Raw genomic sequence first — 22,177 nt, forward strand, 5'->3', positions numbered from 1 at the left:
ACTGTCTCTCGGAGCGACTCCGAATCTACCGGCAACATACTCCTTGTCGTGTGATGATGGGCAGTACGCGCCGTAGATACGAGAATTAAGCCACCGGCGCGTGTAGAGGGGGACGTAATGACATCCGACGGCTACGCGAAGGACGTGCTCGTCTCGGCGGACTGGGTGGACGACCACCTCGACGAGTTCCAATCTGACGACTCGGAGTATCGACTCGTGGAAGTGGACGTGGACACGGAGGCCTACGACGAGGGCCACGCGCCCGGCGCAATCGGCTTCAACTGGGAGACGCAACTGCAGGACCAGACGACCCGCGACATCCTCGACAAGGAGGACTTCGAGGACCTCCTCGGGAGCCACGGCATCTCCGAGGACTCCACCGTCGTCCTGTACGGCGACAACTCCAACTGGTTCGCGGCGTACACCTACTGGCAGTTCAAGTACTACGGCCACGACGACGTCCGTCTGATGAACGGCGGCCGCGACTACTGGCTTGACAACGACTACCCGCTCAGCGAGGAGGAACCCGACTTCGACGCCGTCGACTACTCGGCGAAGGGACCGTACGAGTCCATCCGCGCGTACCGCGACGACGTGGACCACGCCATCGGCGAGGGCCTCCCCCTCGTGGACGTCCGCTCGCCCGAGGAGTTCTCCGGCGAGATTCTCGCGCCCCCGGGACTGCAGGAGACGGCCCAGCGCGGCGGCCACATCCCCGGTGCGGAGAACATCTCGTGGGCCGCGACGGTCAACGACGACGGGACGTTCAAGTCCGCCGAGGAACTCGAAGAACTGTACGCCGACCAGGGCATCGACGGCTCCGAGACCACCGTCGCCTACTGCCGCATCGGCGAGCGCTCCTCCATCGCGTGGTTCGCGCTCCACGAACTGCTCGGCTACGACGAGGTCGTCAACTACGACGGCTCGTGGACCGAGTGGGGCAACCTCGTCGGCGCGCCCATCGAGAAAGGCAACTGAGCGGCGAGTGACCGCCGCGCGCCTGTCGCGCGGAAACTCGCTCCCGCTTCCGTCGGGCGACTGACGGCCGACGTCGCCCGAACCGACGCCTCGACTCCGGATCTTTTTGTTCGACACCGAGGCCCGCGAGTCCCGACTCCCCGTTCGACGGGACGACGGTGACGGTGCGACGGCGGTTCGCTCAGTCGGCCGCCGCTCGCGGCAGCGACACCGAGAACACCGTGCCCTCGGGGCTCCGACTCTCGGCCCGAATCGCCCCGCCGTAGGACTCGACTATCTCCCGCGCGAGGTGGAGTCCGAACCCGCTCCCGCCGCTGTCGAGGCCCTTCTCCCCCTTCTCGAACAGTCGCTCGTTCACCCCTTCGTCGATGCCGGGACCGTTGTCCGCGATGCGGACCGTCGTCTCCTCGGCGCTCGTCTCGACGCTGACGACCACGCGTGGGGTCTCCTTGTCGTTGTGCCGGACGGCGTTGTCGAGGAGGTTCTCGAACGCCTCCCCCAGCAGGTCGTCCGCCAGCACCGCACCGGCGTCCGCGACGCCGTCTCCGAGGACGAACTCCGCCTCCTCGAACGTCCGCCGGGTCTGTTCGACCTTCCCGACTAACGCGTCTTCGAGGTCGGTCGCCTCCAGGTCCTCCACTTCGGTCTCCACGACCGCCCGCATCAGCGACCGAATCTGCTCGACGAGGTCGACCATCTCGTCCGTCCGCTCCCGAACCGTCCTCACGTGGGGGGCCATCTCGGAATCGACCGCGTCGTCGAGGAGTTCGGCGCGCGCGCTGACCACGTTGAGGCCGTTCAGCAGGTTGTGTCGGACGAGGCGGTTGAAAAACTCCAGTCGCTCGCGCTCGTGCGCCAGTTCCCGTTCGTGGTCGATGACCGCGACGGCCAGTCCGATTATCTCGCCGAGTTGCGAGAGGATGTTCCGCTCCTTCGCGTCGAACGCGCGTTCTCGGGTCGTGTAGAGGGTCAGCACGCCGTAACGTTCGTCCTCGTAGGCGACCGGAATCGACGCCACGCCGGTGATTCCCCGCCCGGCCAGTTCCCGCCACGGTTCGGAATCGCGCCTCGCCTCGGTGTCGCGGAGGACCTGCGGTTCGCCCGTCCGGGCCGCGCGGGCCGCGAGGCCGCCCGTCCCGAGTTCCGCCAGTCCGGCGGCGTCCCGGTCGGTCGCGCGGGTCGTCGGCACCACGTCGCTGCCCTCGACGGCGCCGAACCACGCGAACGCGTACGAGTCCGACTCCGCGAGTCGGTCGCACACCACGCGTTCGACCTCCTCGCGGGTCGACTGCTCGGCGAGTTCCCCGTTGATGGCTCGGGCGGTCCGGTTGAGGTCGTCCAGCGCGACGAACTGGTCGCTCTGCCGTCGCTTTTCGAGTTCGTAGCGGACCCACTGGCCCATGAGGTGGTGGAACGCCTCGTCGGCCGTCGAAATCTCCTCGCGCGGCCGTCGGCTGACGAACCAGAACGTCCGGTCGTCGGCGTCGTCGAACGGGAGGTACGTTCCGAGGTACGTCCGGACGCCGAACCGCTCGTAGCAGAGGTCGTCTTCGAACGGTCCGGTGTCGGTGATGGCGCAGGTGCCGCCCTCGGCTACGGCCGCCCGGCAGTACGTCTCCGAGAGCGGGTACTCGCTCCCCGGGACGAGGTCGGGGTGGTCGCCGTTCGTCGCCTCGACCTCGAACCGGTCGGTCTCGGCGTCGACCCGCGCGAGCGCTCCCATCTCCATGTCGAAGCGCTCACAGCCCAACTCGAGCAGGGCCGAGAGCTTCTCCTCGAAGGCCCCTTCGGCGTCCGCGACGACCTCGTAGAGGGCGTGCAGGTCGCGTTCGTGGTCGCGCAGGGCTACTTTCGACTCCGCCTGCTCCCGCAGCGTTCGGAGCCGTCGGTCGACCCTGTCGCCCGGTCGGTCGGGGCCGAGCACCTCCTCGGGCGGCGTGTAGTAGACGTTCTCCGAGACGGTCTCGCCCTGAGCGATCAGCGGATGCGTCTCGATGATTTCGTCGATGACGCCGTCGGGGAACCGCGTCCGGTCGTACTGACAGAGGAGGGCGCACTGGTCGGCGGCGGCGAGGGAGTCGAGTGTCGCCTCGTACTCGACCAGCCCTTCCGGAGTCGACTCGCCGTCGAGCGCCAGCGTCATCTCCGCCGCCGCCCGGAGGCCCTCGTGACCGTCGGATTCGGCGTCCGCGATATTATCCCGCCAGAATTCGAGCATCGCCTCTCGGTCGAACTTCCCGCCGGGCCGACGCGACTCCGGCGGCGTCACCACGGTCAGCGCGCCGGAGTCGAGCGCGGCGTCGGCGTCGATACCTCGGTCCCGCAGTTCGGCGAGAACGGCGTCCGGAGAGTCGTCGTCCGCGACGTAGAGGCACCGCTCTCCTCGTTCGAGACCGCGGCGGAGGAACGGCGCGACGGCGTCGAACTGCTCGCCGCGGTCCTCGTAGACGAGCGCTCGGTGCCCGCCGTCGTGGTCGTGGTCGGTGGGACCCGGTCCTGTCGACCGCCGAATCGCACGCCCGTTCTCGGACTCCCCACGAGTCCGTCCGGGAGTTGTCTCCTCGTCCCCGTCGTTCCCCTGCAGCGTGGTCATTCGCCTTACCGTGGGAAAACGTCCCGAGCACAAAAACTCTTGTCGAAGAATTTCACCGGACGCGGTCACTCGGCCCGGTTCGGGGTTCGAGTTCGACCGCCTCGCGCGCGGGTCGAGTCGGAGACTACCCGACCAGCAGCGACGCGATTCGAGGCGTGAGGAACGCCTCGACGAACGCGGCGACGACGAACAGCGGAACGAGACCGAGGAGCACGCGGTAGGCGCGGCGAACCGCCGCCGCGAGGCCGTCGGCGCCCGTCCGGCCGCGGGCGACGCGGAGACCGACGCCGCCCAACCAGACGCCGACGCCGCCGCCGAAGACGAGCGCCGGCACCTCGATGATACCGTGCGGGACGACGAGCGCGGCGAACAGCCCCGAGTCGAATACCCCGCCGAGCGCACCGACGATGAGGCCGTTGAAGACGAGGCTCGTAACCGAAGAGACGCCGAAGGCGACGCCGCCGTACGCCGCGTCCGCCGCGACGAGCCAGTTGTTCACCGCGAGGTTGACGAACGTCGCGAGCGGGAACGACCCGAACACCGCGGCTATCTCCCCCTCTATCGGAACTTCGACGACGTACGGCGACGTGGCGGCCCACCCGCCCGCCAGGCCGCCGGCGAAGCAGACGGCCGAGACGGCGTTCGCCAGCGGGTGCTCGCGGACGAACCCGCCCAGCGCTCGCAGACCGCCGCCGTAGGCCGCGCGGAACCGGTCGCCCATCGGCGGCGTCTCCCGCCGCGGCAGGTCACGCTCGGCGTACAGCGCGGTCTTGAAGCCGTCGAGCACCGGCGGCACGAGGACGGCGCCGAGGAGCGAACTCACCCGCGCCGCGCCGCCGACCGACGCGACGAGCGCGACGCCGCCCGTCAGGATGAGCGCGCCGAGGGCGACGGCGACGTAGCCGACGAAGTCGGTCGGACGGCGGAACGGGAACCCCGCGCTCCGACGGACCGCCGCGACCGCCCCCAGACCGTCGACGACGACGGCCTGCTCCGCGAAGGCGAACAGCAGGAGGACGGCGAGCGCCAGCAGCCCCGACAGCAGAGCGCCGGCGAGTATCCCGAGGATGCCGGCGACGCCGGCGCCGTGAAAGAGTGTGACGCCGAGCAGGCCGAAGAGGGCGAACGGAACGACGGACGCCGCCAGCGCGGCGAGGAGCAGGAGCTGAACCCCGAGGAAGCTGAGCCAGTCGTCGCGGGCGCCGAGGAGGGCCGAGCGGACGGCGTCGTCGCTGCGGAGCGGTCCGAAGACGCCGTGGACGCTCGCGGCGCTCGCTATCGGCGAGACGACGAACGAGAGGAGGAGCGACCCCAGCAGACCGAGGCCGAACAGCGCCAGCACCTCCGACGAAAAGAGGTTCACGACGGCGTCGCCGAGTTCGGGGGGAATCGCGTCCGGACCGACCGTCCCGCCCTCGATTCCGCCGCCCTCCATCGCTCCGACGTCTATCTCGCCGGCGATATCGAGCACCCGGCCGAGGCGGCCGTCGAGCGAGACGAGGGCAAAGGCGGCGAGGAGGGTGAGCACCATCGGGACGCGAGCGACGCCGACCAGACCGGTCGCGAGGAGGTACACCGGCAGGACCGACGCGGAGTACTCCGAGAGCATCCGAACGCCGGCGCGGAGGGCCGTGGAGACGTTCACGGGCGTACATCTCAGCGAGCCGTCATAACGCTGTGGAATTCGGGTCGCGCGCGGTCCGATGGCTACAAGCGGCGAGGTACCTTATCGCGTCGCATGAACGGAGACGACCTCGCAGACCGACTCCGCGACGACCACGAGACGGCGTTCTCCCGCCTCGGTTCCTCGAAGGCGCTGTACGCGTTGACCGGCGGCGAGATGGAGGCCGCGTCGGTCCGCGCCGCCGCGGCGGCCGACCAGCACGCCGTCGCCGACCTGCTCGACGATTGGGCGATGGCCGAACACGGCGACGCCGCGCCCGTCTTCGCGGACCTCGCCGAAGAGACGCGCGACCACGCCGAGTCGCTCGAACCCGACGGCTACGAACCCCGCGACGACCCCGACCTGTACGACCGCCTCGCGTTCGAGGACGAGACGCCGGGCCGCGTCGGCGGTCTCGTGGGGCGCTACCTCGTCGTCTCCGAGTACGTCGGGCAGATGGTCGGCTTCTTCATCGGCGACGCCGACCCGAAGGCGGCCGACGAGTTCCGCACGCTCCGTTCGGCCGTCGAGGACGAACGCGACCGAGTTATCGACCTCTTGGACGAGGTGTGTGAGGGCGACGACGACTGGGATGCCGCGGGTGAGGCGGCCGACGCCGTCGTCGAGGCGGCCTACGAGGACTACGTCGAAACCTTAGAATCGATGGGCGTGAAGCCGAAGAACGTCTGTTAACACCCACCTTTTTGCTTCGTCGGTCGCGCTCCGCGCGACCGCTCCTCGCAAAAAGCTGGACCAAAAAGATTCCGCGAGGGCTCGCTTCGCTCGCCTCGCGGTACGACACGTCGCCTTTCCGCGCCGCACCGTACCGCCTCCGCCGCGCACCGCCGCCCCCTCCGCTTCCACTGCACCGCATCGAACGCTCGGCATCGTTCCGGTGACGGCGTCGCTCGGGTCGTGTCACTCAGTTCCGTACATCTGACTCATAAGAAACATCACCGTTTTCCACCTGAAACAGGGGGGTTCGGGAGTCGTTCTCAGACGCCCTCGACGCCCTTGCGGTACTCGAAGACGTGGTCGCGGGCGGCCGTCGTCCGGTCGCTCACCTCGCCGTCCGTCTCGCTCGCTATCTCCGCGAGGATATTCATATGCCGGTCGAGTCGGCCGTGGTCCGGTTCCGACTCGGCGAGTTCGGCCAGCGCGTCGGCCTGTTCGGTGAGTCGCTCGCTCGTCTCGCCGTCGGCCATCTCCGCGGCCGACCGGAGTTCCTCGCTCGCCGCTGTGAGTTCGTCTACCATGTGCTGACCGTCGACGGGACCGAGTAAAAAAGCGGGCGGTCGAGCGGCGTTCGTCGAAGTCGACGGGCGCCGTTCAGTTGTTCTGGCGACGCTGACGGAGGTACAGCGCCATCGCGAGTATCGTCTGCGGCCACTGGCCGACGAACAGGCCTCGCTCCGCGTTACCCTGCACGTAGTACTCGTACAGCGAGAACGCGATGGACGCCAGCGACGCGAAGAGGAAGAGGTCCGTACCCTTCGCCTCCTCTATCTGGCTCTGCTGGTTCTGCTGGTTGTTCTGCGTTGCGGCGTTCGACTGCGATGATTCAAACAGACTCATACATTAAATTCGTAGGGCTGGCTTTGATTAATTATACCGGCGAGAGACTTTTCCCTGTCCCTCCCTGTACCCCCGTTCGACGCTGTTGCGGGCCGTCTGAGGGAAGAACGACCGCGCGGCTAAAGTGCCTCCGTCTCCTCGAACTGACAATGAGTGATTCGTCCGGCACCGGCGGCGCACTGACCCCGGACCGTCCCGGCGCGGACCGCCGATTCCGCGTCGACGCCCCGTTCGACCCGGCCGGCGACCAACCCGAGGCCATCGAGCAGTTGGCGCGCGGGTTCCGCGAGGGCATGGAGAAACAGACGCTCCTCGGCGTCACCGGGTCGGGCAAGACGAACACCGTCTCCTGGACCGTCGAGGAGATACAGAAGCCCACGCTCGTTATCGCCCACAACAAGACGCTCGCCGCGCAGTTGTACGAGGAGTTCAAGAACCTCTTCCCCGACAACGCGGTGGAGTACTTCGTCTCCTACTACGACTACTACCAACCGGAGGCGTACGTCGAGCAGACGGACACCTACATCGACAAGGACATGTCGATAAACGAGGAGATAGACCGCCTGCGCCACTCGGCCACCCGGTCGCTCCTCACGCGCGACGACGTCATCGTCGTCGCGTCCGTCTCGGCCATCTACGGTCTCGGCGACCCGAACAACTACACCGACATGTCGCTCCGTCTGGAGGTGGGCGACCGGATGGACCGCGACGACCTGCTCGCCCGACTGGTCGACCTGAACTACGAGCGCAACGACGTCGACTTCCAGCAGGGGACGTTCCGCGTCCGCGGCGACACCGTCGAGGTGTTCCCGATGTACGGCCGCTACGCCGTCCGCATCGAGTTCTGGGGCGACGAGATAGACCGGATGCAGAAACTCGACCCGTTCAAAGGGGAAGTCGAATCCGACGAACCGGCCGTCATCGTCCACCCGGCGGAGCACTACTCCATCCCGGAGGACCAGTTAGAGCAGGCGATCACGGAGATAGAGGACCTGATGGAGGACCGAGTCGGCTACTTCGAGCGACAGGGTGACCTCGTGGCGGCCCAGCGAATCGAGGAGCGGACGACGTTCGACATCGAGATGCTGCAGGAGACGGGCTACTGCTCGGGCATCGAGAACTACTCGGTCCACATGTCGAACCGCGACCCGGGCGACCCGCCGTACACGCTCCTCGATTACTTCCCCGACGACTTCCTCACCGTCATCGACGAGTCCCACCAGACCTTGCCGCAGATACGGGGGCAGTTCGCCGGCGACAAGGCGCGGAAGGACTCGCTGGTCGAGAACGGCTTCCGCCTCCCGACGGCGTACGACAACCGCCCGCTGACGTTCGAGGAGTTCGAGGAGAAGACCGACCAGACGCTGTACGTCTCCGCGACGCCCGGCGACTACGAACGCGAGCACTCCGAGCAGATAGCCGAACAGATCGTCCGCCCGACGCACCTCGTCGACCCGAAAGTCGAAATCTCCGATGCGACTGGGCAGGTGGACGACCTGATGGACCGCATCCAAAACAGAATCGAACGCGACGAGCGGACGCTGGTGACGACGCTCACCAAGCGGATGGCCGAGGACCTCACCGAGTACCTCGAAGAGGCCGGCGTCGACGTGGCGTACATGCACGACGAGACTGACACGCTAGAGCGCCACGAACTCATCCGCGACCTGCGACTCGGGAACATCGACGTGCTGGTCGGCATCAACCTCCTGCGCGAGGGGTTGGACATCCCCGAGGTATCGCTCGTCGCCATCCTCGACGCCGACCAGGAGGGCTTCCTCCGTTCGGAGACGACGCTCATCCAGACGATGGGTCGGGCGGCGCGCAACGTCGAGGGCGAGGTCGTCCTCTACGCCGACGAGACGACCGACTCGATGGCCTCGGCGATAGAGGAGACGCAGCGACGCCGCGAGATTCAGACCGAGTTCAACGAGGAACACGGGCACGAACCGACGACCATCGAAAAGGAGGTCGGCGAGACGAACCTCCCGGGCAGCGACTCCGACTCCTCGCGTTCGTCCTCGGAGCAACCGGCGAACGAAGAGGAGGCGCGCGAACGCCTCGAGTACCTCGAAGACCGGATGCAGGAGGCCGCGGACAACCTCGAGTTCGAACTCGCGGCCGACATCCGCGACCGGATGCGGGGAATCAGAGAGGAGTTCGACGCGTTCGAGGCGGACGAGGGCGTCGAACCCGAGGCGGACCCGTTGGACGACGACGGCCTCGCCCCGCCCGAGGACTCCTGAGACAGGCGAAGCGGTCGCGAGACGGTCGCGCCGCTCCGGGTCGAACTGCCGATAACCCGATAGAAAAGCGCCGGACGGCCGAAAACCGGGCGTCCGAGCCGTTCGCACCGCTTCCGAACCGCTCTGCGACCTTACGAACTCTCGTTCATCGACGTCCCGGTGCCGGTGCCGTTACCGACGGTCTCGTCGCCGGGCGACTCCGCTTCGTCGCCGTCGAGTTCGATGGTGTAACTCGACACCTCTTCCATGTTCGCCTCCTCGAACACCACGTCGAACTGCCACTCCGACCCGGCGGCGAGCGTCTGGGTCGCCTCCGTCTCGGCCTCGTCGATGAACTCGTAGAGCACCTCGCCCTGGTCGTCCTGAAGCGTGACCTGAACCTGCACGTTCTCGTAGGGCACGTCGCCCGTGTTCGAGACCGTACCTTGGAGGCCGACGGCGCTCTCGTTTTGGTAGAGTTCGCGGTCGGTGACCTCCAGACCGGCCGGGGAGTCGTCCAGAATCTCGCCGTCGATGTCGAGGGCGTCGCCGTCCCCGGTACCGGTGCCGGACTCGTTACCCATGCCCTCGCTCGTGGTCATCTCGGTACCTGTCTCCGTGCCGGTGGCGGTACCCGTTTCCGTGCCCCCGCCGGAACTTCCGGAACATCCCGCGAGGAGACCGCCGACCATCGTCGCACCTGCCGCTTTGACGAACTTTCTACGGAACATAGTTTCGATGTGCCAGCACGTTGTGCCTTGACCCTGTTAAAATCAGTGGCCATCCATGTGAATAATAGTCTCGCAGGCCGAGCGGGGGCGCGCTGTGAACGCCCCCGTCGACGATGCTCGCCTCAGTATCGGGGCGGTTACCCTCGGCGGAGACCGACCGGAAGGGCCGCCCGCCGCTTCGAGTATCCCTTTGTCACTAGGTCTCTAAGGGGCGGTGGAACCTCAAGACTTTTTACCGATTCGTCGCTACGGGCGGGTCACGATGCTCTGCGACACGGCCCACGGCCGCGCCGAACTCGACCGCCGCGTTCCGTTCCCCACGGGAGGATTCTCCTGAATGCGCGACGACAGCACTACGGCGACCAGCGACGACTCCGTCCGTTCTCAACATCCCTCGGCGCGAACCGCCGACGGCGCCGACCACTGACTTCCAACGATGAGTTCTGACACTTCGGACCCCCTACAGAAGACGCTCCTCAAGTACCAACACGTGTTCGTACTCCTCGCGCCGGTGGTGTTCGTCACTACCGTCCTCCTCGCCGCGCCCACGGGGGGGAGCGTCGGCGTCGACTACTGGCTGGAGTTCTGGTGGCTGTTCCCGGCGTTCCTGCTCGGCGCCACCATCGTCAACACCGTCGGTATCAGCGGGTCGGCGCTGTTCGTGCCGTTTCTCATCTTCATCTTCCCGCTGTTCGCCGCGCCCCTCGAACCCGAGACCATCGTCAAGGTGGGTCTCATCAGCGAGGCGTTCGGCCTGTCGAGTTCGTCCATCGCGTTCATCCAGTACGGCCTCGTCGACCGCCGACTGGCGCTGACGCTCGTCGGGGGCGCCGTCCCGTTCGTCGTCGCCGGCGCCCTCCTGTCGTTCGTCATCCCCGAGGTGGTGTTCCACTCGCTGCTCGGACTGGCGCTCTTGGCGGCGTCGTACCTGCTGTTCCGCGCGGACCTCGGGCACGACGAGTCCGGCAGTAGCGACGAAGCCGTCGCCGACGGCGGCCCCGTCGACCCGGACCTGCCGAACGACGCGGAGAAACTCGGTCCCGCCGGCGTCGCCACCGACGCCGACGGAAACGTGACGCGCGTCGACCGGGACGGCGACGACTACAGTTACACGCGCGGCGGCTACACCCGCCGGTTCGCCAATTACAGCGTCGGCGGTCTGTTCCAAGGGCTCGCCGGATTCGGCGTCGGCGAACTCGGCATCATCTCGATGCTGGGAACGAAGGTGCCCGTCCGCGTCGCCATCGGCACGAACCACATCGTCGTCGCCCTCACGGCCATCCTCGCCTCCCTCGTCCACGTCTTCGGCGGCGGACTCGTCGGCGGCCACTCGCTCAGTCTGGCGACGACGCCGTGGAACATGGTCGTCTTCACCGTCCCGGCCACCGTCCTCGGCGGGCAAATTGCCCCCTACGTGTCGAACGCCCTGGAGACGAGCACCATCAAGAACTTCGTCGGCGTCCTCTTCGCCATCATCTCGGTCGCGCTGTTCGTCATGGCCGCGGGCAACGTCATCTGAGGCGCTCTCCCCTCTTCCCCTACTGGCTTCCGGCGTCGTTGGCGTCGCCGTCTTTGTCCTTGTCGACTAACCCCTCGCCGTCGTCGAGGTCGCCGTCGCCGTCGAAGCCGTGGTCTCCGAGCTGTTCGGAAGGGGTCGACCCCTTGTCGTCGACGTACACGTCCGCGTGACCCTTCTCCATCCGCAGGCCGTGCCAGTCGATGCCCCACTCGGTGAGGCGAGCGACCGTCTCCTGTGCGGCCTCCCAGGGCCGGGCGGTCCAGACGATGATGGTGTGACCCTGCCGGTACTGGTAGTTCACCCACTCGACCATCTCCTCGTCGGGTTCCTCGGGGCGTCGGGTGATGTAGGACTCCTCGCCCTTCGTCAGCGTCTTGTCGAAGTCCACGGCGATGCGCTGGTGCTCCTCGGCGTCGAACGGTTCCTCGCCGTCGAGCATCACGCCCTCGCCGTCGGCGTCGCTATCACTCATGACTCTCCGCAGACCTCCCAGCGAGAAAGGCGTGTGGGCCGCTCTCGGAGGCTATCGGTCGGTCGGCTCGGTTCCGTCCCTCGATGCGGTCCCGGCGACGGCCCGGACGCGCATCTCGACGTACCGTCCGGACCACGTCCGGAAGTGCTGCAGTACCCGAGCGACGACGCCGTCGTCGGCCGTCGGCCGCGGTGCCGACGCCCGTTCCGGTCCAGTCGGTCCGCGTTCGTGACTCATGGCTCAGTATTGTGGACTATTGTTCATAAAATTTGTGCGGCGCTCGCGGCGCTACCGCTCCCGCACCTCTTCGAGGTCGACCTCCCGTTCCCCCGCGTCGCCGTTCGCCAACTCCTCGACCTCGCCCAGAATCTCCTCGATGTCGTCGAGGCCGATGAGTTCGCGCGTCTCCGCGTCGAAATCGCGGCTCTCCAGTCCCGCCGACTCTTGGACGTCCGAGTCGCTCAACTGCCGGCCGTACCGCCCCAACAGGCTGGTGAGTTCCTGCGGGAGAACGTACGTCGTCGACGGCGACTCCCCGATGCGGCGGAGCGACTCCAACCCCCTGTCGACGATGGCGCGTTCGCCCATCGACTCGGCGGACTTCGCGCGGAGGACCGTCGAGATGGCGTCACCCTGCGCTTCGAGAATCTGACTCTGTTTCTCCCCCTGCGCGCGGATGATGTTCGACTGCTTCGCCCCTTCGGCCTGCTCGACGGCGGAGCGCCGTTTCCCCTGCGCCTCCAGAATCATGGCGCGGCGGCGGCGTTCGGCACCCGCCTGCTGCTCCATCGCGTTCTCCACGCCGGGGGAGGGGCGCACCTCGCTCACCTCGACGGACTCGACTTCGACGCCCCACTCGTTGGTCGGTTCGTTCAACTGCGCGTAGATGCGGCGGTTTATCTCGTCGCGCCGCGACAGCGTCTCGTCCAGTTCCATGTCGCCGATGACGGCGCGGAGCGACGTCTGCGAGAGGTACGACACCGCGTTCCGGTAGTCGTCGACTTCGAGAAAGGCCTTCTTCGCGTCCTTCACGCGGATGTAGACGAAGGCGTCGGCCGTCACCGGCGAGTTGTCTTCGGTGATGGCTTCCTGCGAGGGGACGTTCAGCGTCTGCGTTCGCATGTCGAACGGGTACGTCTTCGAGACGAACGGCGGGACGAGGTTGAGTCCCGGTTCGAGCAGTTTTCGATACTCCCCGAACACCGTCAGCGCCGTCCGCTCGTAGGCGTTGACTATCTCGACGGCGCTGAGCACCGTGGCGACGACGAGGACGAGAGCGAGGACGCCGAGGAGGATCACCGGATTGAATCCGACTACCGCGAGCGCCACGAAAACGGCGAGGACGCCGGCGACGCCGGACGTCACCCAGTCCGGCGGACCGTTCGCGGACAGGCGGCCGAGTTCGCGGAACAGGTTTGCCATGGTCGTTCCTTAGTGTCGACGGCATTAAGGGTACGTCCGCGTCGACCCCGGCACGACCCCGAACCCCGGAAGACGCTTCGCCCCCGAGTGCGACCCGACGCCCGTGCTCCCCGACGTGCGCGGCGAACTCGGCGTGCAAGACCTCCTCGGACCGATTTCCGCCCTCGTCGTCCCCTGGTTGCTCGACCGCACCTGAACGGCTGCGGAACGGACGACTTTTCTCCCCCGGCCCCGACGCTCGGACGTGTTCAGCCTCAACGTGCCCATTCCCGGTCGCGTCGAACGCCTCGCTTCGGAGCTCCATCCGGCGCTCACCTCGTTCGATTCGATCCGCGATCGGCACTCGCTGGTCCTCAAACGGTTCGACACGGCGCTGGACGCCGACGCGGACTCGCTCCCGCACCTCCGCGAGCGACTTCGGGGGACGCTCCGCGGCGTCGGCCCGTTCGAGATACGGACCGACGGTATCGGCGCCTTCGAGATACCCACCAAGGGACCCGGACCCGTCGTCTACCTCGCAATCGAGAGTCCGGGTCTGTTCGACCTTCACGACCGGCTCTGCGCGGAGTTCGGTACCGTCCCCGAAATGGAGGGCGACGACTACACCCCGCACGTGACGCTCGCCCGCGGCGGGCGAATCGAGGACGCGAGGACGCTCGTCGAACGCGACATCGAGGAGGTCGGTTGGACGGTCGAAGAAGTGCGCGTTTGGGACGGGCGCTACCGCGAGAACGCCGCGCGCATCCCGCTCTGACGCTCCTTACCGCTCGCGCAGTCGCATCCCCATCGGCTCCTCGGGGTGCATCGTCAGCGACCCGCGGAGGTCGAACGGTTCGTCGCGGACGTAGTCGAGTTCGTACTCCTGCGCCACCGTCGCGAGGATGAGCTGCGCCTCCATCATCGAGAAGCGCTTGCCGATGCAGTGGCGCGGGCCGCCGCCGAACGGGAAGTACGAGAAACGCGGCCGGTCGGTCCGGCGTGCCGGAAGCCACCGGTCGGGGTCGAACTCCTCCGGGGAATCGTACCACCGCGGCGACCGGTGGACCACCCACTGCGGCAGCATTATCGCCGACCCCTCGGGAATGCGGTACCCGCCGAGGCGCACGTCCACCTGCGGTTCGCGGAAGATGACGTACACCGGCGGGTACAGGCGCATCGCCTCCTGAATCACCCGCTCGACGTAGTCGAACCGCCGCACGTCGGCGGCGGTGGGCGTCTCGCCGCCGCACACTTCCTCGACTTCCTCCTGCAACGCCGCCTCCGCCTCGGGGTGCTGGGAGAGCAGGTACCACGTGTACGTCAGCGTCAACGCCGTCGTGTCGTGCCCGGCCAAGAGCATCGTCATCATCTCGTCGCGTATCTGCCGGTCGGTCTGCTCGCCGCGCCCCTGCGCGCGCAGGAGCACCGACAGGAGGTCCATCGGCGGACCGTCTTTGTCTCCGCCGGTGACGGCCGCCGCCGGGTCGTTCTCGGTGCCCCGCCGCGACGAGACGACGTCGTCGATGATATCCTCCAGCACGGAGACGGAGTCGGCGTACTCGCGGTTCTCCCGCGTCGGCGCCCAGTCGGGCACGAGAAAGCGCATCGGGTCCGGTTCGAACCGCTTGCCGAGGGGTTCGAGGTTCTCCTGGACCGTCTTTATCCGCTCGTCGCCCAGCGACGACCCGAACATCGCGTCGACGATTATCTTCACCGTCACGCGGGCCATCTCCAACTGCACGTCGCGCACCTCGCCGTCCGCCCAGCCGTCGACCATTGACTCGGCGTGGTCGGTCATCGACTCGCCCAACGCCGAGATGCGGCCGGGGGCGAAGGAGGGTTGGGCCAGTCGGCGCTGCTTTTGCCACCGCTCGCCCTCGCTCAGCAGCAGTCCGTCGCCGAGGAGCGTCCCGATGGCGTCGTCCTGGAAGTCGGGCTTCTGGTAGCGCGCGTCGTCGCTCACCAGCACCCGCTCGATGTCGGCGGGGTTCGTCAGCATGTAGGTGTCCAGCGGTCCGAGTCCGAAGCGGACCACGTCGCCGTACGTCTCCGACACCTGCGTCAGGAAGGTGAACGGGTCCTTCGCGTACTGCCGTCCGCTTCCGAACAGCGGTACGCCGTTCGGACCCGGCGGTCGGATGCTCATGCCGGGGCTTAGCGCGGATACGTATGAACGTCTCGGATACTACGCCGCCTGACAGATCCGCCGGCGGTCGGGGGCGCTATCTCCGTGTTCGGTCGGTGGTCGAACGCGGTAGCTTCGCGCCGCGGTGCGACTCTCCCTGCGGTCCCGACCGAGGGTATTTGCCGCTGGCGGCGCGGTATGCGGTATGGATGGCGATTTTTCCGTCCTCGACCCGGACGACGTCGAACAGGAGCCGTTCGCCATGTGCGACGTCCGACACCGTAAACTGACCGAGGCGCTCGGTTGCACCGAGATGCGAATCAACACCGCCACCCTCGAACCGGGCGAGGCGACCCCTCCGCACGCTCACGAGGGGCAAGAGGAGGTCTACATCGCGCTGACCGGCGGCCGCGTGGAAATCGACGGCGAGGCGCACGACGTTCCCGAGGGCGGGGTCGTTCGGGTCGGACCCGAACCGATTCGAGCGGTCCGCAACGACACCGACGACGAAATTCACCGGTGGGTCATGGTCGGCGCCCCTCCGGTCGGAACCGTCGAGGACTTCGGCAACACGGTCCTCCCCGGCGAAGAATCGCCGTAGGGCCGTCTCGCCGGACCGCGCCGACGCGAACGCGTGGACGCGGTGGCACAAGCGGAGAGCGCCTCGGGTGTCGCCGAACGACTCCCCCGCGGCCGGATGGTCGGTCGAGGTCCGTACCGGGTTGGCGCTCAACGGCGATTCTGAAAACCCTCGCCGTCGGTTCCCGTCAGGGCCGCGGCGGGTCGCCCGCGTAGGCGTCGTGGTCGCCGTAGAAGTTCAGCATCGCGAACTTCAGTTTCTGCGCGGAGACGTCGACGAGTTCCGCCCGCTCCTCGGCCGGGAACGACGAGCGGACGCCGTACTTGCCCATCTCCGAACTCATCCGCGTGTAGCGCTTGTCGGCGAGGACGCGCACGCCGAAGTCCTCGGGCGAGCGGATGACCCGCCCGAGCGCCTGTCTGGTCTTGCGGATGGTCGGAATCTCGACGGCGTAGCGCCACCCCGCCTCTTTTCGACCGCTGTACGCCCGGTCGTAGGCGTCTTGAATCGCCTCCATCCGTTCGGAGAGGTGCGGGTACGGCACGCCGACGACCACCACCGTCCGGGCGTCGTCGCCGTCGAAGCTCACCCCCTCCGCGAGCGTCCCCCACAGCGAGGTGAGCATCACCGCTCCCTGACTCTCGACGAACTTCGACCGAATCTCCTCGGTGTCGGTTCCCGCCTCGTCCAAGAAGAGGCGGTCGGTCACCTCCATCCTCGACTGCAGGCGCTCGTGGTAGCGCTCCGCCTCGGCGTAGGAGGGGAAGAACACGAGCGTGTTGCCCGGCGTGAAGCGCGACGCGTCGGTCAACACCTGCGTCAGTTTCTCCTGCGTCGCGGGTTCTTCGCGCTCGGAACTGAACAGCGCCGGCGTCTCGACGGCCAGCGTCCGGCGGTTCTCCTCGGGGTATTCGAGACCGTAGGCCATCGTCACCGGGTCCGAGAGGCCGAGGACGTCCTCGGTCACGTCGAACGGCCGGAGCGTCGCGGACATCAGGACGCTCGCGTGCACCTCCTCGAACAGCGCCTCGGTCACCTCGCGGGGGATGCAGGTGTACAGTTCCGCGCGGCCGTACACCTCCTCCGTGCCGCCGTCGCGCCGGACGGAGCACATCGGGTGCTGGCCCAACTTCGCCCCGTCCGCCATCCACGCGCCGACGAACTGGGCGGCCTGCAGGGTCTGACACTCCTTCCGCGTCGTCGTCTCGCCGTCTTTGTACGCCTCCTCGTACTCGCCGTCGAGGCGCTTCCCCAACTGGAGGGCCAATTCCACCTCCGCGTCGATGCCCCGGCCCTCGTACTGTTGGAGGAACGTCAGCGTCAGGTCGTCGCGCCTGTCCCGGTTGGCGATGGGCAGGTCGTACCAGTTCTCGCCGACCTGCTCTCGCTCCCCGAAGCCGAACGCCTCGTCGTACGTCTCCCGGAGGGCGTCGAGGAACGCCGAGAGGACGTTCTCCGCGGCCTCGGCGCGCGAGTCGTCGGTGTCTTCGAGTTCGTCCAGCGCCTGCTGGAGGGTGTTCTCCGTCAGCGTCCGACTCGCGTGGTCGCGGGCGGCCGACTCGATGTTGTGCGCCTCGTCGAACACCGTGAGGACGTCCTCGGGGTCGCGGTCCAACCACCGGAAGAACTGCTCGCGGATGTTCGGGTCCAACAGGTGGTGGTAGTTGCACACCACGAGGTCGACCCCCTCCATCCCCTCCTTCAGCAGTTCGTAGCCGCACAGCGTCCGCTCCTCGGCGTACTCGTAGACGTCCTCGGGCGTCCGCACGTCGTCGAATAGCCACGAGAAGAACTCCTCCGTGTCCTCGGTGAGGTTGTTGTAGTAGTACTCGCAGACGTTCCCCTCGCGGAGTTCCTCCAACTCCTCGTCGATGTCTTCGAGTTCGTCGGTGACGGCCGTCCGCGCCTCGGCGGCGCCCTCTTCGCCCGCGCGCATCCGGTCGACGAGGGCGTCGGCCTGTTCGGAGAGTTCCGCTTTGTCCTCCTCTCTCTCCACGAGGCTCCGCGTGGTGTCGCGGAGCGTCTGACACTCCTGATAGTCGACGCCGATGTGACACATCGACGACTTCCCTTTGAACACGACGGCGCGAATCGGCTCCGTCCGGGTGATGGCGCGCGCGTCCTCGACGAACTGGCGCATCTGCTGGTGGACGTTCGTCGTGATGACCACCGTCTTGTCCTCGCGGCGGGCGTACTCTAGGGCGGGGACTAACGCCGACAGCGTCTTGCCCGTCCCCGGCGCGCCCTCGATGAGCACGTCTCGGCCGCCGTCGAGGGCCTCGGCGATGCCGTCCATCGCCGCCTCCTGGTTCGGGTACGGGCGGTCGTACGGGAAGAACCGCATGTGTCCGCTCGTCTCAGCCACACGCGTTCTTGCGCGTCATCGAATATAACGTCCCGGTTGGGGCGCCGACGCGCCCGTCACCTCGGCTCGGAAACACGTCTCCGGAGACAATCGCTTCTGAGTACCAAAACCGGTTTTATTAACGGGTCCTTTGCTGTGTCCGGAATATGTCCGTTCTCAGCAGCGCGGCGGCCGCGCCGTTACAGACGACGCCGAACCCGGACCCGGTTCCGGATTCGCTGAACGAACTCCTCGTGCAGTACGGCGGACTCGTCGGGGGAATCATCAAATTCGTCGTCGCGTTCTTCGTCGTTTGGTTTCTCGCACGCCTCGTCCTCGTTCCCATCGCCAAGCGCCTGATGGAGGGCGCGGGCTACGACGAGACGGTGTTGAGCCTCGCGGACAGCCTCCTCGGCGCGTTGGCCGTCGTCCTCGCCATCGCCATCGCGTTCACCGTCGCCGGGTTCGGGCAGGTCATCGCGGCGTTCGCCACGTTGGCCGGCGCCCTCGCCCTCGCACTCGGGTTCGCCGCGCAGGACCTCCTCTCGAACTTCGTCGCCGGCGTGTTCATCCTGAAGGACAAACCGTTCGAGGTGGGCGATTGGATCGAGTGGAACGACATGTCCGGGCGCGTCGAGGACATCGACCTGCGCGTCAGTCGCGTGAAGACGTTCGACAACGAGCGCATCACGGTGCCGAACTCCGAACTCGCCGACAACGCGGTGAAGAACCCCGTCGCCTACGACAAACTCCGCCAGAAGTTCGTCTTCGGCATCGGCTACGACGACGACATCGACCACGCTCGCTCGGTCATCGTCGAGGAGGCGGAGACGAACCCCGACATCCTCGACGACCCCGCGCCGGACGTGCGCGTGACCGAACTCGCGGACTCCTACGTCGGCCTCCAGTCGCGCTTCTGGATATCCGACCCCGGCCGCTCGGACTTCGTGCGCATCCGCTCGGACTTCGTGCAGGCGGTCAAGGAGCGTCTCGACGCCGAGACCATCGACATGCCGTACCCCTACCGCCAACTCACCGGGGCGGTGGAGACGACGGTCACCGACTCGGAGTCGCGGTCGACGGTGACCGACGACTGACGACCGATGACCGGCCTCTCGGTCGGTCGGTTTCGTCGCGACGATTCCTTTTTCGGAACCGTCCGCCGGCCGAGACGGTGCGGAGCGGTTTCGCGCGACCGACCAATGGTGTGCGTCCGTCCCTCCCGACCGAGAGAGCTCTTTGTCCTCAGCGCGCCTTCTAGCGTCCGTTATGTCAACGAGAGCGACTTCGGGAACGGCAGAACAGACCGACGGAATGGAGACCATCGAGACACCCGAGATGACCGAGCGCATCGCGGGCGTCGAAAGCTGGCAGGCCGGCGTCGTCGCGGGCCTCCTCGGGTCCATCGCGTTCGGGGCGATGATGGCCGTCGTCTCCCCCGGCGCGCTGACCGCGGCGATTCCGGCGATGTACGGCCTCTCGGGCGGGATGGCTGGGACGTTCATCCACCTCTCGCACGGCGCCGTCCTCGGCGTCGCGTTTGCGGCCGTCCTCCGCGCGCGGCCCGACTTCGGAAACACTGTGGGCCGCGCGACGGCCGCGGGCGCCGCCTACGGCGTCGTCCTCTGGGTCGTCTTAGCGGTCCTCGTGATGCCCGTCTGGCTCTCGGCCGTCGGATTCGCGGGGGCCCCGTCGCTCCCTAACGTTGACGCGATGAGCCTCCTCGGTCACGTCGTCTATGGCGCCGTCCTCGGTGCGGCGTACCCGATGCTGCGCCGGTGACCGGCCGACTTGCGTCCGATTTTCCGACCGCTTCGACCCGCCTCGGCGACTGCTCCCGCTCGGACGTTCCGAATTATCCAGTAATATTTGCTCCCATCCTGCGTAAAGCTATCTCCCTCGTGCGGCATCCGCACCGCTCCGAGGTGGTGTTATGAGCCATGTTACCGCTACTCAATAACATGGCAACCGAGTCAGCCACACAGCGGGTCGAATCGACCTCGAACGGCGACTGGCAGGCGGGCGCAGTCGCCGGTATCATCGGCGGCGTCGCGATGGGCGCGTTGATGGCGGTCCGGATGCCGGGCGTCCTCGACGTCGCCATCCCGTCGATGTACTTCCTCGCGGGCGGACTCGCCGGGTTCACCGTCCACGTCGCGCACGCCGCGGTGCTCGGCGTCGGATTCGCGGCGCTCGCGGCGACGCAGACACCGCTGTCGACGGGACGGAGCGTCGGTCTGGGCGTCGCGTACGGCGTCGTCCTCTGGGTCGTCCTCGCGGTTCTCGTGATGCCGATTTGGCTCTCGGCGGTCGGGTCACCGGCGAACCCGCCGTTTCCGAACGTGAACGCCACGAGTCTCGTCGGACACGTCGTCTACGGGGCGGTGGCGGGCGCCGCGTACCCGGCCGTCCGGGAACGACTCTGAACGGCATCGCGTCCCGGCCGACGCCGCGGTTTCGACGAGTCGCGCGCCGTCGCCCGGAACCGTCTCCAGCGCGGACAGTCGACTTCGACGGGCAAACAGCCTCTTCCGTCCCACGGTGCTACTCGAAATTATGTTCGGTGCATATACTGTCGGAAAGAAAGCGGCGAAGTTCGGGTACAAACGGCTCGGCATCCCGGGAGCGGTGGCCTCGGGCGGCCTCGCACTCGTCGGCTACGTCGCCGTGCGGCGGGCGCTGAAGTCCGCGGTGAAATCGGACAACGTCTCCTCGGCCATCGACGCCGAGGAGATAAAGACCGCCGTCGACGAGGACGGCCTCGCCGCGGTAACCGATGAGGAGACGTTAGACGAGGCGATAAACGAGGACGAACTGGAGGGCGCCGTCGACTTCGAGGAGGTCGGGTCGTCGGCCGGGGCGGAGTCCGAGGAGTTGACCGAGGACGGGGACGGTGTCGACGTGGTCGATTCGGAAGACGACGTCGACGTGGTGGACCCGTACGACGAGACCGACGGCTCCGGGTCGGTCGACGTGGTGGACGAGACGGACGGCGAGAGCAAAGCCGAAAACGACGACGCGAGCGACGACGGCGACGAGTCGGCGTAGCGACGGAGCGCCCGTTCGACTACTCGTCCAGCAACTCGACCAACAGCCCCTTCTGGGCGTGCAGGCGGTTCTCCGCTTGGTCCCACACCAGCGCGCGGTCCGATTCGAGTACGTCGTGGCTTATCTCCTCGCCGCGGTGGGCGGGCAGACAGTGCATCACCTTCGCGTCCATTCCCGAGAGCAGGTCCTCGTTCACCTGGTAGCCCTCGAAGGCGGCCAGTTTCTCGTGGCGTTCGCTCTCCTGTCCCATCGATATCCAGACGTCGGTGTACACCACGTCGGCGTCGGCGACGGCCTCCTCGGGCGTCTCCGCGATGGTCGGTTCCCCGCCGTACTCGGCGGCGTGCGCTATCACGTCGTCGTCGATGCCGTAATCGTCCGGCGTGGCGACGGTGACGTCCAGTCCCGCCATCGCCGCGCCGACGACGAACGACTGGGCGACGTTGTTGCCGTCGCCGACCCACGCGGCGTTCACGCCGTCGAAGCCGCCGAACTCCGCCCTGATTGTGAGCAGGTCCGCGAGCGTCTGGCAGGGGTGCGCGTCGTCGGTCAGTCCGTTGACGACGGGCACGTCGGCGTACTTCGCTATCTCCTCTAAATCCGAGTGGTCGAACAACCGCATCATCGCGGCGTCGACGTAGCGCGAGAGCACCCGCGAGGTGTCAGACAGCGGTTCGCCGCGCCCGAGGTGGATGTCGTCGGGGCCGAGGAAGATGGCGTGCCCCCCGAGTTGCGTCATCCCCGTCTCGAAGGAGATGCGCGTGCGCGTGCTGGGTTTCTCGAATACCATGCCGAGCGTCTTGTCTTCAAGGCGGGCGCCGTCCGCGCCCGACGCGATGGCCGCGGCGCGGTCTAAGACTGTCTCCAGTTCGTCCGCGCTCAGGTCGTCGATGTCGAGGAAGTGGGTGGTTTCGAGCATACCT

General features: G+C 67.2%; 21 protein-coding genes. 10 read left to right on the forward strand and 11 right to left on the reverse strand.

The window, feature by feature from the left end:
• The first annotated feature begins 117 nt into the window (after positions 1 to 117).
• Positions 118 to 978 (forward strand): sulfurtransferase, encoded by an 861-nt coding sequence (locus NDI76_RS00725; RefSeq protein WP_310922051.1) that lies wholly within the window; start codon positions 118 to 120, stop codon positions 976 to 978.
• 181 nt (positions 979 to 1,159) lie between these two features.
• Here the strand turns inward: NDI76_RS00725 and NDI76_RS00730 are convergent, their stop codons facing one another.
• Together NDI76_RS00730 and NDI76_RS00735 are read right to left on the reverse strand one after the other, a co-directional pair.
• Positions 1,160 to 3,571, reverse strand: a complete 2,412-nt coding sequence (locus NDI76_RS00730; protein ID WP_310922052.1) for an MEDS domain-containing protein — start codon at positions 3,569 to 3,571, stop codon at positions 1,160 to 1,162.
• A 124-nt stretch (positions 3,572 to 3,695) separates the two neighbouring features.
• Positions 3,696 to 5,216, reverse strand: a complete 1,521-nt coding sequence (locus tag NDI76_RS00735) for a stage II sporulation protein M (protein WP_310922053.1) — start codon at positions 5,214 to 5,216, stop codon at positions 3,696 to 3,698.
• A gap of 93 nt (positions 5,217 to 5,309) precedes the next feature.
• Between NDI76_RS00735 and NDI76_RS00740 the strand changes: the two genes are divergently transcribed.
• A complete protein-coding gene (locus NDI76_RS00740; protein WP_310922054.1) occupies positions 5,310 to 5,927 on the forward strand; it encodes a transcription antitermination protein in 618 nt (205 codons plus the stop codon).
• A gap of 302 nt (positions 5,928 to 6,229) precedes the next feature.
• Here the strand turns inward: NDI76_RS00740 and NDI76_RS00745 are convergent, their stop codons facing one another.
• Positions 6,230 to 6,490 carry a DUF7553 family protein gene (locus NDI76_RS00745; protein WP_310922055.1) on the reverse strand — a complete coding sequence of 87 codons (261 nt, stop codon included), beginning with the start codon at positions 6,488 to 6,490 and terminating at the stop codon, positions 6,230 to 6,232.
• 73 nt (positions 6,491 to 6,563) lie between these two features.
• A complete protein-coding gene (locus tag NDI76_RS00750) occupies positions 6,564 to 6,809 on the reverse strand; it encodes a hypothetical protein (protein WP_310922056.1) in 246 nt (81 codons plus the stop codon).
• A gap of 149 nt (positions 6,810 to 6,958) precedes the next feature.
• On the opposite strand from NDI76_RS00750, the gene uvrB reads away from it, so the two are divergent.
• Positions 6,959 to 9,055 carry an excinuclease ABC subunit UvrB gene (gene uvrB, locus NDI76_RS00755; protein ID WP_310922058.1) on the forward strand — a complete coding sequence of 699 codons (2,097 nt, stop codon included), beginning with the start codon at positions 6,959 to 6,961 and terminating at the stop codon, positions 9,053 to 9,055.
• A gap of 131 nt (positions 9,056 to 9,186) precedes the next feature.
• Here uvrB and NDI76_RS00760 read toward each other — a convergent pair whose 3' ends face one another.
• Positions 9,187 to 9,636, reverse strand: coding sequence for a DUF3426 domain-containing protein (locus NDI76_RS00760; RefSeq protein WP_310922059.1), 450 nt, complete (start codon positions 9,634 to 9,636; stop codon positions 9,187 to 9,189).
• 565 nt (positions 9,637 to 10,201) lie between these two features.
• Between NDI76_RS00760 and NDI76_RS00765 the strand changes: the two genes are divergently transcribed.
• A complete protein-coding gene (locus NDI76_RS00765; RefSeq protein ID WP_310922061.1) occupies positions 10,202 to 11,284 on the forward strand; it encodes a sulfite exporter TauE/SafE family protein in 1,083 nt (360 codons plus the stop codon).
• A 19-nt stretch (positions 11,285 to 11,303) separates the two neighbouring features.
• On the opposite strand, the gene NDI76_RS00770 is transcribed toward NDI76_RS00765, so the two are convergent.
• The 3 genes from NDI76_RS00770 to NDI76_RS00780 are packed head-to-tail and all read right to left on the reverse strand — an operon-like array spanning position 11,304 to position 13,178.
• Positions 11,304 to 11,756 carry a hypothetical protein gene (locus NDI76_RS00770; RefSeq protein ID WP_310922062.1) on the reverse strand — a complete coding sequence of 151 codons (453 nt, stop codon included), beginning with the start codon at positions 11,754 to 11,756 and terminating at the stop codon, positions 11,304 to 11,306.
• Between the two features lie 51 nt (positions 11,757 to 11,807).
• Positions 11,808 to 11,993, reverse strand: a complete 186-nt coding sequence (locus NDI76_RS00775) for a hypothetical protein (RefSeq protein WP_310922063.1) — start codon at positions 11,991 to 11,993, stop codon at positions 11,808 to 11,810.
• Positions 11,994 to 12,044: 51 nt separating this feature from the next.
• Positions 12,045 to 13,178, reverse strand: coding sequence for an SPFH domain-containing protein (locus NDI76_RS00780; RefSeq protein ID WP_310922064.1), 1,134 nt, complete (start codon positions 13,176 to 13,178; stop codon positions 12,045 to 12,047).
• A gap of 244 nt (positions 13,179 to 13,422) precedes the next feature.
• Between NDI76_RS00780 and NDI76_RS00785 the strand changes: the two genes are divergently transcribed.
• On the forward strand, positions 13,423 to 13,932 hold the full coding sequence (locus NDI76_RS00785; RefSeq protein ID WP_310922065.1) for a 2'-5' RNA ligase family protein: 510 nt from the start codon (positions 13,423 to 13,425) through the stop codon (positions 13,930 to 13,932).
• A gap of 6 nt (positions 13,933 to 13,938) precedes the next feature.
• Here the strand turns inward: NDI76_RS00785 and NDI76_RS00790 are convergent, their stop codons facing one another.
• Positions 13,939 to 15,303: a cytochrome P450 gene (locus NDI76_RS00790; RefSeq protein ID WP_310922066.1), complete on the reverse strand. Its 1,365-nt coding sequence runs from the start codon at positions 15,301 to 15,303 to the stop codon at positions 13,939 to 13,941.
• A gap of 184 nt (positions 15,304 to 15,487) precedes the next feature.
• Between NDI76_RS00790 and NDI76_RS00795 the strand changes: the two genes are divergently transcribed.
• Positions 15,488 to 15,883, forward strand: coding sequence for a cupin domain-containing protein (locus tag NDI76_RS00795; RefSeq protein WP_310922067.1), 396 nt, complete (start codon positions 15,488 to 15,490; stop codon positions 15,881 to 15,883).
• A 166-nt stretch (positions 15,884 to 16,049) separates the two neighbouring features.
• Here the strand turns inward: NDI76_RS00795 and NDI76_RS00800 are convergent, their stop codons facing one another.
• A complete protein-coding gene (locus NDI76_RS00800) occupies positions 16,050 to 18,206 on the reverse strand; it encodes an ATP-dependent DNA helicase (RefSeq protein ID WP_310923839.1) in 2,157 nt (718 codons plus the stop codon).
• A gap of 167 nt (positions 18,207 to 18,373) precedes the next feature.
• Here NDI76_RS00800 and NDI76_RS00805 point away from each other — a divergent pair, with 167 nt between their 5' ends.
• The 4 genes from NDI76_RS00805 (at position 18,374) to NDI76_RS00820 (ending at position 21,254) form a co-directional block, all read left to right on the forward strand.
• Entirely contained in the window at positions 18,374 to 19,303 is a 930-nt protein-coding gene (locus NDI76_RS00805; RefSeq protein ID WP_310922068.1) for a mechanosensitive ion channel family protein, read from the forward strand.
• A 217-nt stretch (positions 19,304 to 19,520) separates the two neighbouring features.
• Complete coding sequence (locus NDI76_RS00810) at positions 19,521 to 19,988, forward strand: histidine kinase (RefSeq protein ID WP_310923840.1); 468 nt, start codon at positions 19,521 to 19,523, stop codon at positions 19,986 to 19,988.
• 179 nt (positions 19,989 to 20,167) lie between these two features.
• Entirely contained in the window at positions 20,168 to 20,632 is a 465-nt protein-coding gene (locus NDI76_RS00815; protein ID WP_310922069.1) for a histidine kinase, read from the forward strand.
• 130 nt (positions 20,633 to 20,762) lie between these two features.
• Positions 20,763 to 21,254 (forward strand): hypothetical protein, encoded by a 492-nt coding sequence (locus NDI76_RS00820; RefSeq protein WP_310922070.1) that lies wholly within the window; start codon positions 20,763 to 20,765, stop codon positions 21,252 to 21,254.
• Positions 21,255 to 21,273: 19 nt separating this feature from the next.
• Here the strand turns inward: NDI76_RS00820 and argF are convergent, their stop codons facing one another.
• Positions 21,274 to 22,173, reverse strand: a complete 900-nt coding sequence (gene argF / locus NDI76_RS00825; protein ID WP_310922071.1) for an ornithine carbamoyltransferase — start codon at positions 22,171 to 22,173, stop codon at positions 21,274 to 21,276.
• Between the last annotated feature and the right edge of the window lie 4 nt (positions 22,174 to 22,177).

Origin of the sequence: Halogeometricum sp. S1BR25-6 (assembly GCF_031624495.1) — an archaeon.
GTDB lineage: Archaea > Halobacteriota > Halobacteria > Halobacteriales > Haloferacaceae > Halogeometricum > Halogeometricum salsisoli.

Bases quoted from the DNA above. Each gene is read 5' to 3' on its own strand.
- NDI76_RS00750 (WP_310922056.1), bottom strand. From the start codon at position 6,809: ATGAGTCTGTTTGAATCATCGCAGTCGAACGCCGCAACGCAGAACAAC.
- NDI76_RS00795 (WP_310922067.1), top strand. From the start codon at position 15,488: ATGGATGGCGATTTTTCCGTCCTCGACCCGGACGACGTCGAACAGGAG.
- NDI76_RS00770 (WP_310922062.1), bottom strand. From the start codon at position 11,756: ATGAGTGATAGCGACGCCGACGGCGAGGGCGTGATGCTCGACGGCGAG.
- NDI76_RS00820 (WP_310922070.1), top strand. From the start codon at position 20,763: ATGTTCGGTGCATATACTGTCGGAAAGAAAGCGGCGAAGTTCGGGTAC.
- uvrB (WP_310922058.1), top strand. From the start codon at position 6,959: ATGAGTGATTCGTCCGGCACCGGCGGCGCACTGACCCCGGACCGTCCC.
- NDI76_RS00815 (WP_310922069.1), top strand. From the start codon at position 20,168: ATGGCAACCGAGTCAGCCACACAGCGGGTCGAATCGACCTCGAACGGC.
- argF (WP_310922071.1), bottom strand. From the start codon at position 22,173: ATGCTCGAAACCACCCACTTCCTCGACATCGACGACCTGAGCGCGGAC.
- NDI76_RS00765 (WP_310922061.1), top strand. From the start codon at position 10,202: ATGAGTTCTGACACTTCGGACCCCCTACAGAAGACGCTCCTCAAGTAC.
- NDI76_RS00800 (WP_310923839.1), bottom strand. From the start codon at position 18,206: ATGCGGTTCTTCCCGTACGACCGCCCGTACCCGAACCAGGAGGCGGCG.
- NDI76_RS00790 (WP_310922066.1), bottom strand. From the start codon at position 15,303: ATGAGCATCCGACCGCCGGGTCCGAACGGCGTACCGCTGTTCGGAAGC.
- NDI76_RS00810 (WP_310923840.1), top strand. From the start codon at position 19,521: ATGGAGACCATCGAGACACCCGAGATGACCGAGCGCATCGCGGGCGTC.
- NDI76_RS00745 (WP_310922055.1), bottom strand. From the start codon at position 6,490: ATGGTAGACGAACTCACAGCGGCGAGCGAGGAACTCCGGTCGGCCGCG.
- NDI76_RS00725 (WP_310922051.1), top strand. From the start codon at position 118: ATGACATCCGACGGCTACGCGAAGGACGTGCTCGTCTCGGCGGACTGG.
- NDI76_RS00775 (WP_310922063.1), bottom strand. From the start codon at position 11,993: ATGAGTCACGAACGCGGACCGACTGGACCGGAACGGGCGTCGGCACCG.
- NDI76_RS00760 (WP_310922059.1), bottom strand. From the start codon at position 9,636: ATGACCACGAGCGAGGGCATGGGTAACGAGTCCGGCACCGGTACCGGG.
- NDI76_RS00740 (WP_310922054.1), top strand. From the start codon at position 5,310: ATGAACGGAGACGACCTCGCAGACCGACTCCGCGACGACCACGAGACG.
- NDI76_RS00805 (WP_310922068.1), top strand. From the start codon at position 18,374: ATGTCCGTTCTCAGCAGCGCGGCGGCCGCGCCGTTACAGACGACGCCG.
- NDI76_RS00780 (WP_310922064.1), bottom strand. From the start codon at position 13,178: ATGGCAAACCTGTTCCGCGAACTCGGCCGCCTGTCCGCGAACGGTCCG.
- NDI76_RS00730 (WP_310922052.1), bottom strand. From the start codon at position 3,571: ATGACCACGCTGCAGGGGAACGACGGGGACGAGGAGACAACTCCCGGA.